This is a genomic window from Lactobacillus sp. HBUAS51381 (assembly GCF_012641095.1).
Taxonomy (GTDB): domain Bacteria; phylum Bacillota; class Bacilli; order Lactobacillales; family Lactobacillaceae; genus Levilactobacillus.
On sequence record NZ_JAAVSC010000046.1, the window covers coordinates 1 to 15,402 of the forward strand.

15 protein-coding genes are annotated in these 15,402 nt (G+C 48.5%); 2 read left to right on the forward strand and 13 right to left on the reverse strand.

The window, feature by feature from the left end:
* Positions 1 to 146 precede the first annotated feature (146 nt).
* Both HEQ50_RS11645 and HEQ50_RS11650 read right to left on the reverse strand, forming a co-directional pair.
* Positions 147 to 560: an OsmC family protein gene (locus HEQ50_RS11645; RefSeq protein WP_168900671.1), complete on the reverse strand. Its 414-nt coding sequence runs from the start codon at positions 558 to 560 to the stop codon at positions 147 to 149.
* 15 nt (positions 561 to 575) lie between these two features.
* On the reverse strand, positions 576 to 1,013 hold the full coding sequence (locus HEQ50_RS11650; protein ID WP_168900672.1) for an OsmC family protein: 438 nt from the start codon (positions 1,011 to 1,013) through the stop codon (positions 576 to 578).
* A gap of 148 nt (positions 1,014 to 1,161) precedes the next feature.
* On the opposite strand from HEQ50_RS11650, the gene HEQ50_RS11655 reads away from it, so the two are divergent.
* Complete coding sequence (locus tag HEQ50_RS11655; RefSeq protein ID WP_168900673.1) at positions 1,162 to 1,602, forward strand: MarR family winged helix-turn-helix transcriptional regulator; 441 nt, start codon at positions 1,162 to 1,164, stop codon at positions 1,600 to 1,602.
* Positions 1,603 to 1,690: 88 nt separating this feature from the next.
* Here the strand turns inward: HEQ50_RS11655 and pepI are convergent, their stop codons facing one another.
* The 11 genes from pepI to HEQ50_RS11710 form a co-directional block, all read right to left on the reverse strand.
* Complete coding sequence (gene pepI, locus HEQ50_RS11660; RefSeq protein WP_168900674.1) at positions 1,691 to 2,578, reverse strand: proline iminopeptidase; 888 nt, start codon at positions 2,576 to 2,578, stop codon at positions 1,691 to 1,693.
* A gap of 95 nt (positions 2,579 to 2,673) precedes the next feature.
* Positions 2,674 to 3,219 (reverse strand): DUF1097 domain-containing protein, encoded by a 546-nt coding sequence (locus tag HEQ50_RS11665; RefSeq protein WP_168900675.1) that lies wholly within the window; start codon positions 3,217 to 3,219, stop codon positions 2,674 to 2,676.
* Positions 3,220 to 3,464: 245 nt separating this feature from the next.
* Positions 3,465 to 4,130: a type 1 glutamine amidotransferase gene (locus HEQ50_RS11670; protein WP_168900676.1), complete on the reverse strand. Its 666-nt coding sequence runs from the start codon at positions 4,128 to 4,130 to the stop codon at positions 3,465 to 3,467.
* A gap of 112 nt (positions 4,131 to 4,242) precedes the next feature.
* Positions 4,243 to 4,701 carry a hypothetical protein gene (locus HEQ50_RS11675; RefSeq protein WP_168900677.1) on the reverse strand — a complete coding sequence of 153 codons (459 nt, stop codon included), beginning with the start codon at positions 4,699 to 4,701 and terminating at the stop codon, positions 4,243 to 4,245.
* Between the two features lie 165 nt (positions 4,702 to 4,866).
* Positions 4,867 to 5,745: a PfkB family carbohydrate kinase gene (locus HEQ50_RS11680; RefSeq protein WP_168900678.1), complete on the reverse strand. Its 879-nt coding sequence runs from the start codon at positions 5,743 to 5,745 to the stop codon at positions 4,867 to 4,869.
* Positions 5,742 to 7,112, reverse strand: a complete 1,371-nt coding sequence (locus HEQ50_RS11685) for a cytosine permease (RefSeq protein WP_168900679.1) — start codon at positions 7,110 to 7,112, stop codon at positions 5,742 to 5,744. The genes HEQ50_RS11680 and HEQ50_RS11685 overlap by 4 nt, the downstream gene beginning before the upstream one ends.
* 19 nt (positions 7,113 to 7,131) lie before the next feature.
* Positions 7,132 to 8,136: an ADP-ribosylglycohydrolase family protein gene (locus HEQ50_RS11690; protein WP_168900680.1), complete on the reverse strand. Its 1,005-nt coding sequence runs from the start codon at positions 8,134 to 8,136 to the stop codon at positions 7,132 to 7,134.
* Positions 8,137 to 8,156: 20 nt separating this feature from the next.
* Entirely contained in the window at positions 8,157 to 8,852 is a 696-nt protein-coding gene (locus HEQ50_RS11695; RefSeq protein WP_168900681.1) for a GntR family transcriptional regulator, read from the reverse strand.
* 159 nt (positions 8,853 to 9,011) lie between these two features.
* A complete protein-coding gene (locus HEQ50_RS11700; RefSeq protein ID WP_168900682.1) occupies positions 9,012 to 11,006 on the reverse strand; it encodes a translation factor GTPase family protein in 1,995 nt (664 codons plus the stop codon).
* 206 nt (positions 11,007 to 11,212) lie between these two features.
* Positions 11,213 to 13,108 (reverse strand): Ig-like domain-containing protein, encoded by a 1,896-nt coding sequence (locus tag HEQ50_RS11705; RefSeq protein ID WP_168900683.1) that lies wholly within the window; start codon positions 13,106 to 13,108, stop codon positions 11,213 to 11,215.
* A 352-nt stretch (positions 13,109 to 13,460) separates the two neighbouring features.
* On the reverse strand, positions 13,461 to 14,522 hold the full coding sequence (locus HEQ50_RS11710) for an aldehyde reductase (protein ID WP_168900684.1): 1,062 nt from the start codon (positions 14,520 to 14,522) through the stop codon (positions 13,461 to 13,463).
* A gap of 115 nt (positions 14,523 to 14,637) precedes the next feature.
* On the opposite strand from HEQ50_RS11710, the gene HEQ50_RS11715 reads away from it, so the two are divergent.
* Positions 14,638 to 15,207, forward strand: a complete 570-nt coding sequence (locus HEQ50_RS11715) for a TetR/AcrR family transcriptional regulator (protein WP_168900685.1) — start codon at positions 14,638 to 14,640, stop codon at positions 15,205 to 15,207.
* Positions 15,208 to 15,402: the final 195 nt, after the last annotated feature.

The window sequence follows — 15,402 nt, forward strand, 5'->3', positions numbered from 1 at the left end:
CGATGGACACCTTTGCCTTCGGCTCGTGGTTCCGACTACTACGGCCCACAGCGGATTTTCACCGCCTAGTTAGCGCCCATGCCGGGCGCACAACAAAAAAACGGTGCGTCATTCAGGCGCATCGTTTTTGACATTTTCTGATTAAATTAGGCCTTCACGGCAATTCCCGTCCGTTTGACCGGAACCGTATGGGTTAAATTGTCCATGACCGGGCAGGTATTTTCGGTAAACGTCATGAAGTCCTGGCATTTATGTTTCGGCTCATCGGTATTCAGGTGCACCGCAACCCCGATGCGATCGAAGCCTGGCCGTTTTACATCCGCTGGCTTCGTTCCCTCCAAGGTGTAGTAAACGTCCCGATAGGTAAAGTCTTGTTGTTTATTGAAGGACGCCATCACGATGGCTTCACAGGCGCCCAGTGCCTGTAAGACAGCCTCGTGTGAACTCGTAGCGGCTGGTGAATCCGGCGCTAACCTGATGGTAAAATCCCGTACGGCTGCCTGATATTCATTCGGCCGATCAGTCGTCGTTACGCGCGCTTTAAATGTCTCCATGGTCATGTTGACGACCTCCTTTTAAATGATTTCGACTTGATCCAAGACAACGTTCACGCCGTTCTTCAACATGTCCTCAACTGGACAGTTGGCGGCAACTAAGTCCGCAAACTCGCTACATTCCGCTTGAGAGGCTTGCGTCTTGAATTCTAACCGATAGCGAATCTCCTGAAAGCCATTGCGAATATCCGGATCGCCCATAAACCCTGCGGCGTCCAAATCGCCTTCGAGAGACACCGCCATTTGCTCATAATTGAACTTGTTTTCTGATGCTAATCTCGCTGCTGTTTCTTGTAAGGACGTTCCCAGGGCACTCAAAACCAATTCCACTGGATTCATCCCCGTATTCGTCCCACCCAAACTTGTCGGTTCATCGATGGTGGTGTGTACGCCACGAGAATGGACGTCAACTTGTAGACTCGACGGTGTTTTTCTCGCCGTTGCCTGATATCTTTCCATTAGTGTCGCCCCCTATATCTTTTTGTTAAGCGCTTACAACTTCATTATAAGGAATAACTGAGCAAAGTCAATAGTTAGCTAACTATCTATTTTTAGACCGAAGCATGGTATAATAAAGTATCTAATCCATCCAAGGGCGGTGACCGCAATGACAACATCCCAATTCGACTTAGACAGCTGTATCATGTGCATTACGTCTCGTAGTAGCAAGCTTTTTGCCAGCAAATTCAACGATGCCATGGCACCCATGGGCCTCAACCGAAGCGCTTGGATGGCCCTCTACTACATCGATCAGCAACATCAGATCAACCAGCGCGACCTGGCCGAACTGGTCGGCATTACCGGGCCCAGCATGGTGAAAATCGTCAACCAGCTCAGCTCAGCGGCGCTCATCTCGATTGCCGTGAATACCAACGACCACCGGGCCCGCCTGCTAACCCTGACGGCAAGTGGTCAGGACCTCTTAAACGAGAGTATCCCGCTTGCCGAAGCCTTTCGCGAACGCGTGACGGCCAACATTCCACAGGCCGATCTCGACACGCTCGATCGCGTCATGACGCAGATGATGGCCAATGCTAACGAACTCTAAGATCAAACGAAACGTCCTCGACTAACGGATCACCGTTGTTGGGGACGTTTTTAGCTTGCTATTTGAATGACGCTCCTTTCACCCGAGATTAACGCTCGTTCTGCCGTAACCACGCTGTGATCCGGGTCAAGTAGGCGGCGGGTTCCTCGATAAAGGCCATGTGCCGGCTGTGGGCAAACAAGGTCCACTCGGCGTGCGGGAGGTGATCGACCATGGTCTTGGCGATTAGCGGCGTGCAGAGATCATTGACGCCACTGGTCACTAGCGTGGGCGTGGTGATCCGCGTCAACTTGCTCGTGTATTCATAATCTTTGAGCGTCCCCGTGGGGAAATACTCGTTAGGACCCCAAGCCGTTTTGTAGGCCACGACGCCCTGCCGTTTAGGCCGACGTAAAAACTCGGGAGATGCTGCCGTCACGGGTCCGGCGGCGTGCCGCGTCATGAAATGTTGATTGGCCGTCAGGTAGGCTGGCGTCGTGAAGTCCCCACTGCGTTCGGCCTGCACGATGGCGGCTTGATCCGCAGCACTCATGAAGCCAATCATGCGATGCTGTTCCTGCGCCCATAATCGCGCAGACGACAGCGTGCTGGCCAGCGTTAGGCTCTGAATCCCTTGCGGTTGATGATCACATAGATAAATGATGGCCAGCATCCCACCCCAGGATTGCCCCAACAGGTGAATTTTGGTAAGGCCAAGATAATTCCGTAAGGCTTGTAATTCGGCTACCCAGGTCTGTGCGCGCCAAAGTTGCGGGTCGTCCGGCATATCCGAGCGACCGCAGCCAAGCTGATCGTACATGACGACTGGCCGGCCGGTCTGCGCGGTCAGTTCATCGAAGGCTTCGAAATAATTGTGGGTCGACCCGGGACCGCCGTGAAGCAGCAACAACGGCGTTTGCCCATTATTTAAATCGCCCACGACGCGGTAGTAGGTTCGGTAGTTTTGAAACGGCATGAATCCTTCTTGAATTTGCATCGAATCACCTCTCTTCCAGCTTAGCAAAAAGTCGGCGAAAACAACAGAACGCCAAAATAAAAGAGCCCCCCATTTTACGGGTGGCCCCTTAGCAATTAACCCTGTTCATCGTCGACTAGCGTTTCGGTCGATTCTGTGGTCTTTTCCGGGAATAGGCGGAACATGATGCGGTTGAAAACGTCCGACGCATAACCAATCACGAAGATTCCCAGCAACATCGAGCCATAGAGTTGGACGACAAACAGTGACCAGTTGTGCACGGTGATGTTGGTAATGATCAGCATCGTGGTCCCCCAAGCAATCAGCCAGGCCGGCACAATGGTAAATTTCATGATGGTCCCTTGCAGGAAGAGAACGATGAAGGTCATTACCCCAAACATCAACGCACTCGGCCACAGCGGCGCAATGCTGGGAATCTGTAGGAGACGAAAGGCAATCAGACCCCAAACAATGCCCAGAGCAAAACTAATCAGAATATTCCAGAGCTTATCCTTGGGAAAGCCGGCACCAAAGAAATAGGAGACCGCAATAAAGGCGGCGGACCCCATCCACAGGGACCAACTCCCCATAATCAAGCTATAGACCAGTGTGAACAGTCCCACGCCAATCGCGTCGAACCAAACTTTTTTACTAATTTTCATGAGCGACCCCTTTTACGTTAAAACGATTGCATAATTTGTGTAATTGTCAGTTTACAGGAGTGCCGGCCGGAGAGCAAGAGAAAAAGGTAAAACGTTGTAACAGCACTTTCTCACTGAAGCTGGATTAATAATCGTTGTTTTACTATTAATAATAATATTAATAAAAGCAGGTAACTTGGTGATTTGACCAAGCTACCTGCTTTAAAAATCCACATGATGCCGCTTAATCGCAGTTATTTGGCGACTTAAGCGGTGATAAAATCTAGAATCCGAAACATCGCCTGCTGATTCTCCGCCGGCACCGACACGGCTAAGATGTCTGTTGCCGTTTGGTGTAGCGCGGACCCGTCAATATAGGGAAAATCATTAACCACCATTTCACGGACGTTATCGGCTGCCGGTTCAAAATGAAATTGGAGTCCCACGACCCGATGGTTCAGGACAAAGCCCTGGTTCGTGACGCGGTCGCTGGAAAACAGTAGCTGCGCCTCTGGTGGGAGTGTAAACATTTCCTCATGCCAGTGCAGCACGTTTAGCTGGGCCGGTAAGCCCGGGATTACCTCACTCTGCCGGTAAACCGGTGCCCACCCCACCTCTTTAGCAGGTGCCTTGAGCACGGGATAACCCAGCGTCTTGGTGATCTGTTGCGCGCCGAAACAGGCACTAAATATCGGGGTATTGCGGGCTAATAACTCGCGAATGAGGGCCCGTTCCTGTTTGATCCAGGGTTGGTCATCGTTGGGACTCATGGGACCACCCAAAATCACTAAGAGATCCGTCTCGGCCGCAGTCGGTAAGTGACCGAACTGATAGGGATGATACGTATACATTGCATGCCCATGTTGCCGGGCCCAATCCGCAATGGTCCCGGGCCCCTCATTAGGTGTGTGTTGTAAGACGTTGATACGCATAATAATCCTTTCCATCGACGGCAATGTTGGCCTAGGTATCGCCTGCAAATCCCTAAGATGGCCTCAGTATAGCACACGTCACGGACCGGTGTTTCACATGAAACAACTGACTTTAGCGTACCGCATATTTCCAGCTGTGATAGTATGTGTAAATTCCAGCCGAGGAGAGGTATTTGACGTGCTTTCCTTTAATCTTCTGAGTCCCGGTGTAGAAGAAGTTAAAGTCATCCTCATAGGCCGCATAGAACCCAAACATTTTCTTATGCTTCAACGTCTGATGGTAAACGTAGAGCTTTTTGCCCGTTAAGGTCTGTTGGTGACGCCACTTGCCTTGCTTGTGAAAGTGGTAATACCACTTAACCTGATGCTTTTTGACAACGATCTTAGTCGCACCAACTTCCTTATCCCAATTGTACCAGATCCCCCGTGAGCGCAGTGGCGTGGTATGGGTGTACGTCATCCCCTGCAGTGTCTTGGGTGAGCGCGCAGCGGCTGGTTGTGCGGGTCCCATCAGGCCTCCCACGACCCCTACAGCCAGCAGTGCGCTTAATCCTAGTAATTTTTTAAACATGACATCCCCTACTTTCCTGTATTTGGCGTGGGACATTTGCCCCACAACGCCAATTCTGATTATACAGTTAGCGGGTGACAGATGGTGGCGCTAGGGTTAAAAACGACGTGATTTTTTGGGATAAATCACGTCGTTTAGGAGATTATTTAAAATTTTATTCGTTACTTAGTAGAGACTGCCGCTTTCCTGCTGAACAACTTGAGCGGATAGACGATTGGCCTGTTCAAGGGACTTTCGTAACGACATCCCTGCCATCAGTCCCGCAATAATTCCGCCACAATGCGTGTCCCCCGCGCCAATGGTATTGATAACCGTCACTTTCTCCGCAGATATCGTTTCTTCTACTTGACCATCATAGTAATAAGTCCCCTGGCCACCCAGTGTCACAATTACCGGGCTATGCGTTAGACTATAAATCCGTTGCGCTTTAGCTGTTAACGACTCGCCCTCTGGCATAACTTGGTTAACCTCATCTGCATTACAATGAACGATGACGTGATCAGTCAGAATTTGCTTTAGGACATGAGCTGAAATCTGCCCAATTCGTGGCGATGTATCAAATAACACATAAGTATTTTCAGACTTATGGTTCAATGCATTCAAGATAACCTGAGCCGATTGCGAATTTTCCAGTTCATAACCACTAACATAAATATAATGATAATCGGACATATTGATCCGATCAAACCAACTGCTATCCCATTGCTGCTCAATCCCGTCAATTGTCAAGAAACTCCGTTCACCATCTGGCTCCACTAAGGAAAGATCCCAACCATTATCCGCACCACTTACCGGTAGGCTTAAAGGAATTTTTTTATCCAGCAAATGTTTACGTACTCGGTCAGCATATTGACCCACACCAACCGGGACAAAAAGCTTAGCAGCTTGGCTTGAATGGCGAATTGCGCCATAGACATTAAACGCAGAACCTCCGACATGATATGACTTGAGTTCACCTGTCACATCCCCACCAGAGAATGGTAAGCGCGGAACATTAATGACAACGTCAACAAAAGCAGCACCTAAAACTAAGGCTTTACTCATGACTTAGCCTCCTCAACAGTCTGTGAATGGCTCATGCCTTTCACAATAAACATGCAAATGATTGCGACGATTGCGGAGATAAAGACACCCAAGCTGTTATCTCTAAAGATACCGTGGGCAAATGGTCCATTCCAAATGGCATTATTCGTGAACATGAAGCCAGTAGCAGTAGCAATTACCCATGAAATGATACCACCCCAATTATAACGTGTTTTTGAATCCGGTTTCATTAAATTCAAATCGTAACCATGACCTCTGAACATTGCACTGTCACACAAGAAGATGGCAACCCAGCTTGCTAAACAGATCCCTAGGAAATTTAAGAACAATTCAAAGTTTGACAGGAAATTTCCTGAAATAAACAAAACATAAACTGGAATCAGAATCACAATGGCCCCATGAATCACTAATGACGTCCGTTGTGAAACTTGAATTCCCATCGTAGACAAGTTAATTCGTGCAGACCGCAGGGAAACAATACACTGTGGGATTAACCCTCCGGCGGCAACTAAGAAATAAATAACTCCAATCCAGCTTGGCAAAGCTGAATACATAACATCGAACGGATTACCCGTTGTTGCCAAAGAAGGTTCGATGGTACTCAATAGGATCCCACCAGCCATTAGAATAAATAATGGTGCAGCGCCTCCCATAGCTGTTCCCCAAAAGGTCTTCGATGGCCGCGTTGTCGGCTTCACATAGGCTCCCCAGTCGGCAGCCGCCATTGACCAGGAAATTCCCGATCCTGCTGCGACAATACTAACAGCTGGCAAGAAGCCACTAATCCAGCTCCCACTAGGCAATGTAAATGCCGCATGCCAATCTGCTTTCATCAGGAATAAAATCAAGATAACAACCGTCAGTGCACCAAAGATATAGCTTAACCACGTCTGAATTTTAGCCAAAGTTGCTTCTTTTAACAGACCTGAAAGAATAACTAAGCCACCAAAGATAACCAACGCCACAGCGCGAGTCAGGGTATTTTTAGGAATATTCAACACGCCATACATCGAAATTAGAAGCATGGTCCCTGTAATAACATTAACGGATAGCCAACCGACCATGTTCACCCAAGCAATAGCATTCGGAATTTTATTTCCGTGCGTCCCATAAGCGGCTCGACTTAACTTAAATGTCGTAATCCCTTCCCGTTGTCCAATCATAGCGACCCATCCGGGAACTAAGAAGGACAGCGCCCCAAATAAGGCAGCAAAAATTGCTTGAACAAACGACAAATGATAAGAAACAATCATGGCGCCGTAAACAAATCCCATAATACCAATATTAGCAGCAAACCAATTATAAAATATTTTTCCTGGCGTTAATGTTTTATCGGCATCAGAAATTTTTACGATTTCATCATTCATAATGACAGTCCTCCCGAGACTAGTTCGTCTTAAACTTTAAAATATGGTCAGCGTATGCCGGAATATCATGCTGCGGATTTTCCTGATCAATCGTTTCAATCCATTCGGGGTCGATTGCGGACAGTCCATTCTTAGCCCCGCAAATCGCGGTCGCCATGGCTCCGATAGTATCTGTATCTCCACCTAGATTGGCACAGAGTAGCGCACATTTTTTAACATCCCTAGCGTAGTAAGCAATGGCTAAAGCCGCCGGAATACTCTCCGAAATCATGGTTCCCGTGCCTACCACTTCATAAATCGCCTGGCTGAATTTAACTTCATCATCGCTAAATTCATGGGCCAACCGAATCCCCAATAGCAAGCGATCATGCGTTTTTGCTGCCCAGGTTGGACTACCCAATCGATAGCCCAAATCATTTGCATTTAGTGCATATGTCACGATATCATCCCAGTCATAATCCGCCATTGCTGCCGTAACGGCACCGGCAATCATGCTGGCACCACTAACCGCAACATCACTGGAATGCGTGATTCGGCTAACCTCGTAAACCATTTTGACGAGATCATTCAGTTGGTCTGGTGTAAATAAGGTGCCAATCGGTGCGATGCGCATCCCTGCGCCATTCGTCAAAGCTGTCGCGGTCACTGGTGCTGGATCCTTACCTTCTTTAATGGCTTTTAAGGCCGCCTTGCTGCTAGGACCAAGAATATTATTGTCCCAAGCGCCGACCGCATCGGCCCAGGCCATGACGTGCTTAACCAGGTTCTTTTGATCTGGTTGCCAATCGGTCTCAATCAATGAATCCAGAATGGCTAAGGCTTGATTGGTATCATCCGTGTACTGTCCCTTAGTAAAGTTCAAAGCAATATCGTTATTTTGTGGCCCATCCAAAAATTTAGTGATGAGGCCGCCGAATTGTCGCCGAATCGTTTCAACTGGCCATAATTCGGAGGGCATCCCCATGGCATCGCCAATGGCTTGCCCATAAATAGTTCCCAATACTTTATCTTTATTTCGTTTCATTGCAAAACTTCCCTTTCTCTTTAGACCCCAACAACAAATTTAAAATTCGACTGATCGCTATAAATAACTTTAATGGTTTCAACAAGATCATTTTCGCTGGTTCTGACCTGACCCGTAACTTGTAATAAGGGCTGCTGTTTATCCACTTCTAAGAGCGTTGCCTGTTCGGTAGTCGGCATAATCGGCGAAACCAATAAATTAGCCGTTGCCGGGTAAACCTTGAATTTCTCTCGCAACGTTTGATAAAGTGACTGCTCGGCAAAATCATATTGATCAAGCCCAGGAAAAGTATCGAGATTTAAGTGTGATTCATCAAGTGTTAACTGAATTGTATTCCCACCAGTTTTAATTCCCCGTAACCGTTGTAGAACCATTTCTTGGTTATCTTTAATTTCTTTTCTTAGTACCTTAGTCACGGGTTCAGCGCCCATTTGCAGGGCATAGTCAGAGAATCCTTTGAAATTAAACATATCAATTTTGGGATTCTTAAGCTTTACGAAGCTCCCTTTTCCCTGAACGCGATCAATCATTTGTAAATCTTCCAAGTCCTTTAATGCTTTCTGAATCGTCGACCGCGTCACTTCATATTGTTCTGCGTAGTCTGCTTCTGATGGTAATTTATCACCGGTCTTCATGTTCTTTAAAATATTACTCTGAATGTCCGCTACGATTTGTGCGCGAACACTTCGATTTCGTTTACGTTTATCAATGGCCATTTTTATCATTCCTTAAATTCGACTACTTGAGTACTCAAGTACATAATATGCTAACTTTTAAAAATGTCAAGCGCTTACAATTAATTATCTGTGCATTTTAAAAGCAAGTCGCCCGTCAAGAACTTTAACGTACTCCGGCAACTTGCTCATTCAAATTTTCTATTTCTGATCAGCGGCCGTCAACTTCGCCAACTCATCCGCCGAATACACATAGTCCACATGTGCCATTCCCGGAACGTCATCCCAATGCACGGGATACCCAGCACCGTGTGCACAGAAGACGGACCCCGGCGTATTGTCCAGGTCACCGACTGGATCGTAATCCGCGGTTGCAATCACGGCGTCGGCGTTGTGGCAGGGACGATAGCCGTCAATTAGGCATTCCAACTGTCCCTGCCCGTGCGTATACGCGTTAACTTCCTGCACGTAATCCTGCATTTCACTGACTGGCGCCGTGCCCGTTAAAACGGTCATACCTGCCGCAGTCGGTGTCGCCGCTGGCGTTTCAAAACTTCCCTGCATCCGCTGAATATCGGTCATGGCCCGGCCGACCTGATCCTGACCAACTTCTAGCCGGAACCGATACCACGGCTCCAACAGTTCGGCGTGGCCCTGGGTTTGTGCCATCATCAATCCTTGTCGCACCGCCCGCCAAGTTGCCTCACGAAAGTCGCCGCCGACCGAATGCACGATGCTGGCGCGACCGGTAACCAACGTGATTTTAACGTCCGTCAATGGAGCCCCCGTCAAGACGCCCAAATGTTCCTTGGCTCGCAGACTGGTTAACACCTGATGTTGCCAATTTTTCCCGAGAATCTCCAGATCACAGTCGGCCGCAAAGCTCACGCCACTACCACGCGGCATCGGTTGCATGAGCAAGTGGACTTCTGCGTAGTGCCGCAAAGGTTCAAAATGACCAACACCTTCGACCGCTTGCGTCAAAGTCTCCTTATACAGGATGCTCCCTGCCCCAAAATCAACATCAAGGTTAAAGCGTTCACGCAGGATTTGCTGGAAAATTTCCAGCTGAACTGACCCCATGATCTGAACGCGAATCTCCTGTAAGTGGCTCGACCACGTCACGTGTAGCTGCGGGTCTTCATCCTCTAACTGCCGTAAGATTGTCAGGCACTTGTGAAGATCATTGCCCTTGAGATCCAGTGTATAGTTCAGCACCGGCTGAATCTCCGGTGTGCGAGCCGCAGCTTGGTCCCCCAGCCCTTGTCCCGGATGGGTTCCCGTCAGATTGGGAATCGCACAGACTTCACCGGCGACGACTTTAGGTGAAATCGCAAATTTGGCCCCATCATAGACCCGCAGTTGATTTACCTTTTGGTCGTCGAGAATGAGATCTTTATTGGCTAAGACACCGCCGGTCAGCCGTAGCCAGGTCAAGCGCTCGCCCTTATCGTCGTGAGAGATTTTAAAGACTTTCGCACCGAACGTTGTCGGATAGGTGGTCGCTTTCGTCCACTGATCGAGTCCTGCCAGCAGGCTCTCAATACCGTCCAGTTTTAGAGCCGCACCGAAATAACAGGGGAAGACCTGCCGCGCCTGAATCATTTGACGCACCGTATCATCGGCAACCGTGCCACTCTCCAAAAAGTCTTCAAGCACCGTATCGTCTTGCATCGCCAGATCCTCATAGACCGCAGCCGGAATGTCACCATCTGCGGTTTCAGCGTCGTTAAATGCCAGGCATCCTGGTGAGAATACCTGTTGGAGTTGTGCCAACACCTGCTCCCGATTGGCCGTATCCGCGTCCATTTTATTCACAAAAATAAACGTGGGGACTTCGTAGTGTTGTAGCAACCGCCACAACGTTCGTGTATAGCCCTGAATGCCATCCGTTGCTGACACGACCAGAATCGCATAATCCAAGACACTCAATACCTGTTCCGTTTGGGCCGCAAAGTCCACGTGGCCCGGCGTATCCAATAACGTTAGTTGCAGATCGCCGTGTTGTAAACTCGCTTGATGAGAAAAAATGGTAATGCCCCGCTGCTTTTCCAGGTCGTCAGGATCGAGAAAAGCATCGCCGTTATCGACCCGGCCCAATTGCCGCAGAGCGCCCGACTGGTACAACAAGGCTTCCGACAACGTTGTTTTCCCGGCATCAACGTGGGCCACAATGCCCGCTACGATGTGCTTCATGGTTGATTTACTCCTTTGAATAGCTCATTTATATCGTTAAATCTTGTGTGCAACAATAGCTGTCTAATTTCAACAACCGTCATTCTTAATCATTATACTATCTCCATCAAGATTAACGAAATGCTGAGATTTTCTCGATCTAAATCACCATTCACACTTCGCGAGTATTCATTTAATCAGCGCTATTTTGTTTCACATGAAACAACTTATGGTCCCGTTACAATACTCCAAATTAATTGGGTTGTGTACGTCCCTGGTTGGACGTCGCCAGCGGTCACTTTTAGCATTAATCCTTGGCCCTGTGCTGAGCCAATTGAGGGCAACGATTCACCTTCCTTGGTCGTTAGAACATCTTGATCTTTGGTCGACAATGTCTTTAGTTTCTCGCCATTCCCGGGGTTAAAGCTCATCTCCGCGTCTAAATCTCTTTGACCATTTCTTAATGGCGTAACTTGACGTAACGCAACATGCGTCTCCGACTTATGTTCTCGGTTATCCGTAACATCCAACAACTCGCCACCTCCGACGACTTTTCCCGACAATTCTTGACCGAGGTTATCACTCGTTAACCGACCAAAGTCGACATTATTCGCCGTAGCATCAATCTTCCCATCCGTAAGATTCATCGTTACCTCGTTGCCACTGAAAGTCCCCACTGACTGGCTAGGACTCTGATCATCGTAACCTGATAACTTAAACCCCGTTGCGTAACGTCCTTTAGCCAGATTTGACAGTGTAAAGGTCGCCTCAACTATATGTGGCTTCTTATCCCTAAGACTCTGTCCACTGACTGAATACGTGTTATCCGTATCATTGGACTTAACATCATAAGAAACTGCCTGGTCATCGACCTTGATGGCTACCTCACTTACACCCTGCGGCAACGTAATGGTAAAATCACCCTTACTAAGCTTGGAGGCCATATTCCGATCACTTATTGTTCCAACAACCTGACACTCTTCGCCAGAACGAAAGTTAACGCTACCAGTAGATGCTGGTGACGAAAGAGCAAAGTAATTACTCAAATTATCGATTGTATTGACAATGCTAACATTTGGGGCAGTGCTTAACTTAACATTCAACCTTGCACGATTGGTTGTAATTTCCTTTTCCTTATCTTCAGACTTAACTTTAATGTTGGCATAGTACTGGTTTTGATTATCCTTTAACGTCGTTGGTGGGACTGTATAGGTGATAGCCGTCTGATCACTAACGACCGTATCCTTTCCAGCACTATCCACGCGATGCCAAACCACTTGATCCGGAGTCTGATCAAGCTTTCCTAAAATCTTAAACGTTGCCGGTTGGCCCTCATCCACCGTTTGTGAATCTAATCCACCCCCAATTGTGATCGATGTCTCAGCCGAAACAGAAGCTTTTCCATCGGGATTAGTCATCGTCCCTGTTATCTTGACGATTCCGGCCTTACCACTGTTATTCGCGGTCACTTCCCCAGTTGTTTTAGAAACCGTCGCCAAGCTCGGATCTGAACTCGACCAGGTCAGGTCACCAGTGGCATCGACCGGTGTCGGCGTGGCGTGGACGTAGGTTTGCTGCGCATCTTTTTGGTTATTGTAGAGATAGCCATTGTCAGTCCTTACAGCAAGACTTTCAGCGGCAACCGGATCAGGAGACGTTGTCAACTTCGCAATTCGTGAATACCTATCTTGTGGTTTTATCCATCCCAAATAATGATACTGCTGCTGATAATATACGGTACCCTGTTTCTGTGGTGTAACCGTCAAGTCCGCACTCGTCGCTCCATCAATTTTTGTCGCACTGATCATATCATCTGACTGTTGGAACCATTGTATCTTGGCAGGGGGCCAGATAATAAGGCTCTCAGCCACCGAGCGAACAACTGAGGTAGTCAGTATCTTTTTATGCCCAACAAATGTATAACTATCCGCCGGTTGTAAATTGAACCCCGTGTTCAAGTACAACCCCAGTGCCCCAACTGGGGCCGGACTAGGCGTCTGCATTGTCTGAACCGTAGCCGCTCGTGCAACATTGCGTGGCTGGTCAATTTGAAAATAGATTCCTACCATCACTAAGATAGCCAGCAACGTACTAAGTAGCCGAGCCATCCTCCCCACTACCATGACAAATGCCTCCTTCTACAATCCTTTCCGTGTACACAACATCCTATCCATCACAGCCAATCTTTAACCGGATTAGATGATAAGCAAGTTTATCATTCACTCGCTTTTCTGCTGACCTGATACTCACCCTACTATCTAAATCTCCCAGGCCTTATCAGACCAATCACGCCCTAGTTGTCACCAATTAATCTGGTCAAAATACCGATTTACTTTTTTCTGGTTTCAGTATACCAGATAATCACACCAAGAGACCATTATAAATGTAAATTATTTTTATTGTATTCTATTATAAATCGAATTATAAAAACAGCCTGACTAATTTTTACCGTTAGTCAGGCTGCGTTTAGACGACTTAATCCACTTTTTCTTCACTAGCATCCGGCGCCTTGACAATCCCCAGATCCAGCATCGACTGGGCCGTCGCGATAATCGCGACCTTCGCCGAACGCGGGTGCCAGTCCAACAGCCGAACCGCCTTAGCATTGCTCGTCCCCGCGTATTCCCCCACGATGGAGGCAATCATCTTCAGCTCCGGCTTCACCAGAGCCGCGACCTTGATCACGCCATTGGGAATGGTTTTCGTGGGTAGCTGGGCCGCAAACTGGGGAAAGGCCGTCCGCAAGATATTGGCCACGTCCAGCATCGACAGGGTTTCCCCGGTCGTCGCCAGGAACCGCTCCCCAGCCGCCTGCGGACGCGTCATGGCCAAGATGTGAAGACTGACGACGTCGCGGACATCCACGTACCCAGAATCCACATTCGGGACTGCCCGTAGCTGCCCCTCTAGGAGTTGTCGGATCTGAACATTGGAGTGCGAATAGTCACTGGCCAAGACCGGCCCCATGACCCCCACCGGATTGACGGCGGCCAATTCCATGCCATGGCCTTCTTCTCGAATGAACCGCCAAGCGGCCCGTTCCGCTAGGGTCTTAGACTTCTGATACGCGTGAACCTTTTTGACCGTCACATCCGACCAATCGGCCTCGGTATACGGTGTCGTCCGCTTTTTATGCCCAGCAAAGACCGCACCATAGGCCGAGGTCAAGACCACGCGTTTGACGCCAGCATCGCGGGCGGCTTTCAAGACCCGTAAGACGCCATTCACGGCCGGCTGGATCATCTCATTTTCATCCTTAAATACCCGGTTGGGCGTAGGTGAGGCCACGTGAATCGCATAGGTGGCCCCCTGTAGCGTCTCGGCCCAGTGCTGATCACTGGTCAAGTCAGCCTCAGCAAAGGTTAAATCGCGAAAATCCGTGAGACCACCGTTTGTCAGCATCTCCTTGATCAAGGCCGTTTTCCGTAGCGACCGCACCGTCGTCCGGACGGCAAACCCCTGTTGCAACAACTGTAAGATAATATTTACGGCAATAAATCCACTGCCACCGGTAACCACGACTAATTGCTTTTTCATTATTGATTCACACTCGCTTTCGTTTCACTTGTAACGTCTGTGAAAGTAGCATACAATGGGAACCATCCAGATTCAAGCAAATCACGGGCATCTCTGACAGAATGGAGCAAGTGTTATGGCAGCGACAACTCACGCACAAACAATCAAACAGGACTCCCAAAATTATCTGGCAACCGCTCTACTACAACTCTTAGAAACCAAGGACCTCACTGATCTAACCGTGACAGCGGTGGTCAAGCGCGCCGGGGTCAGCCGAATGGCGTTCTACCGAAATTTCACCACATTGGCCGACATCTTAACGGCCCACTTTACCCCCATTATCACCGCACAATTTGATGATATCCTGGCTCACGTGCCGCAGGCTCAAAAGCTGGACGCCCTCGGCACCTTCTTTACGGACCTGGGACCTACACTCAGACTTTCCGTAGATCGGGGCTTCGAGGATGTCTTTCATCAGATCTTCGACCAGAACATGCAACGCTTCTACGCCGTTACAATGACTTGGGATGGCGCAACGGCCACCCAGCAAAAATACTGGACTCAGTTCATGACCGCCGGTGTTTACGGCATTTGGCGCACCTGGTTTCTCAGCGGTCAGATGGAATCACTGACCGAGATTCACGACTTGATTGCCACCTTCCAAACGGCCACCATGACGGCACTGCAACACCAAGCACACGTCTAAAAAGAGGATTGATTCACGTGTAACGTTAGCGTGAGCCAATCCTCTTTTTCAGCATTTCATTTAAAGAAACGGCCGAATAACCCGTTGGCAATAATCCCGGTTCTAAAATATCTGTTGTTGGTAATCAATTTAATTGATTACTGGCAACGGATATTTTTGTATACTGTGTAGAGTAAAAAAAGTGTATAAAAAAGG

Bases quoted from the DNA above. Each gene is read 5' to 3' on its own strand.
- HEQ50_RS11645 (WP_168900671.1), bottom strand. From the start codon at position 560: ATGACCATGGAGACATTTAAAGCGCGCGTAACGACGACTGATCGGCCG.
- HEQ50_RS11685 (WP_168900679.1), bottom strand. From the start codon at position 7,112: ATGAATGATGAAATCGTAAAAATTTCTGATGCCGATAAAACATTAACG.
- HEQ50_RS11680 (WP_168900678.1), bottom strand. From the start codon at position 5,745: ATGAGTAAAGCCTTAGTTTTAGGTGCTGCTTTTGTTGACGTTGTCATT.
- HEQ50_RS11705 (WP_168900683.1), bottom strand. From the start codon at position 13,108: ATGGTAGTGGGGAGGATGGCTCGGCTACTTAGTACGTTGCTGGCTATC.
- pepI (WP_168900674.1), bottom strand. From the start codon at position 2,578: ATGCAAATTCAAGAAGGATTCATGCCGTTTCAAAACTACCGAACCTAC.
- HEQ50_RS11690 (WP_168900680.1), bottom strand. From the start codon at position 8,136: ATGAAACGAAATAAAGATAAAGTATTGGGAACTATTTATGGGCAAGCC.
- HEQ50_RS11700 (WP_168900682.1), bottom strand. From the start codon at position 11,006: ATGAAGCACATCGTAGCGGGCATTGTGGCCCACGTTGATGCCGGGAAA.
- HEQ50_RS11695 (WP_168900681.1), bottom strand. From the start codon at position 8,852: ATGGCCATTGATAAACGTAAACGAAATCGAAGTGTTCGCGCACAAATC.
- HEQ50_RS11715 (WP_168900685.1), top strand. From the start codon at position 14,638: ATGGCAGCGACAACTCACGCACAAACAATCAAACAGGACTCCCAAAAT.
- HEQ50_RS11665 (WP_168900675.1), bottom strand. From the start codon at position 3,219: ATGAAAATTAGTAAAAAAGTTTGGTTCGACGCGATTGGCGTGGGACTG.
- HEQ50_RS11710 (WP_168900684.1), bottom strand. From the start codon at position 14,522: ATGAAAAAGCAATTAGTCGTGGTTACCGGTGGCAGTGGATTTATTGCC.
- HEQ50_RS11655 (WP_168900673.1), top strand. From the start codon at position 1,162: ATGACAACATCCCAATTCGACTTAGACAGCTGTATCATGTGCATTACG.
- HEQ50_RS11670 (WP_168900676.1), bottom strand. From the start codon at position 4,130: ATGCGTATCAACGTCTTACAACACACACCTAATGAGGGGCCCGGGACC.
- HEQ50_RS11675 (WP_168900677.1), bottom strand. From the start codon at position 4,701: ATGTTTAAAAAATTACTAGGATTAAGCGCACTGCTGGCTGTAGGGGTC.
- HEQ50_RS11650 (WP_168900672.1), bottom strand. From the start codon at position 1,013: ATGGAAAGATATCAGGCAACGGCGAGAAAAACACCGTCGAGTCTACAA.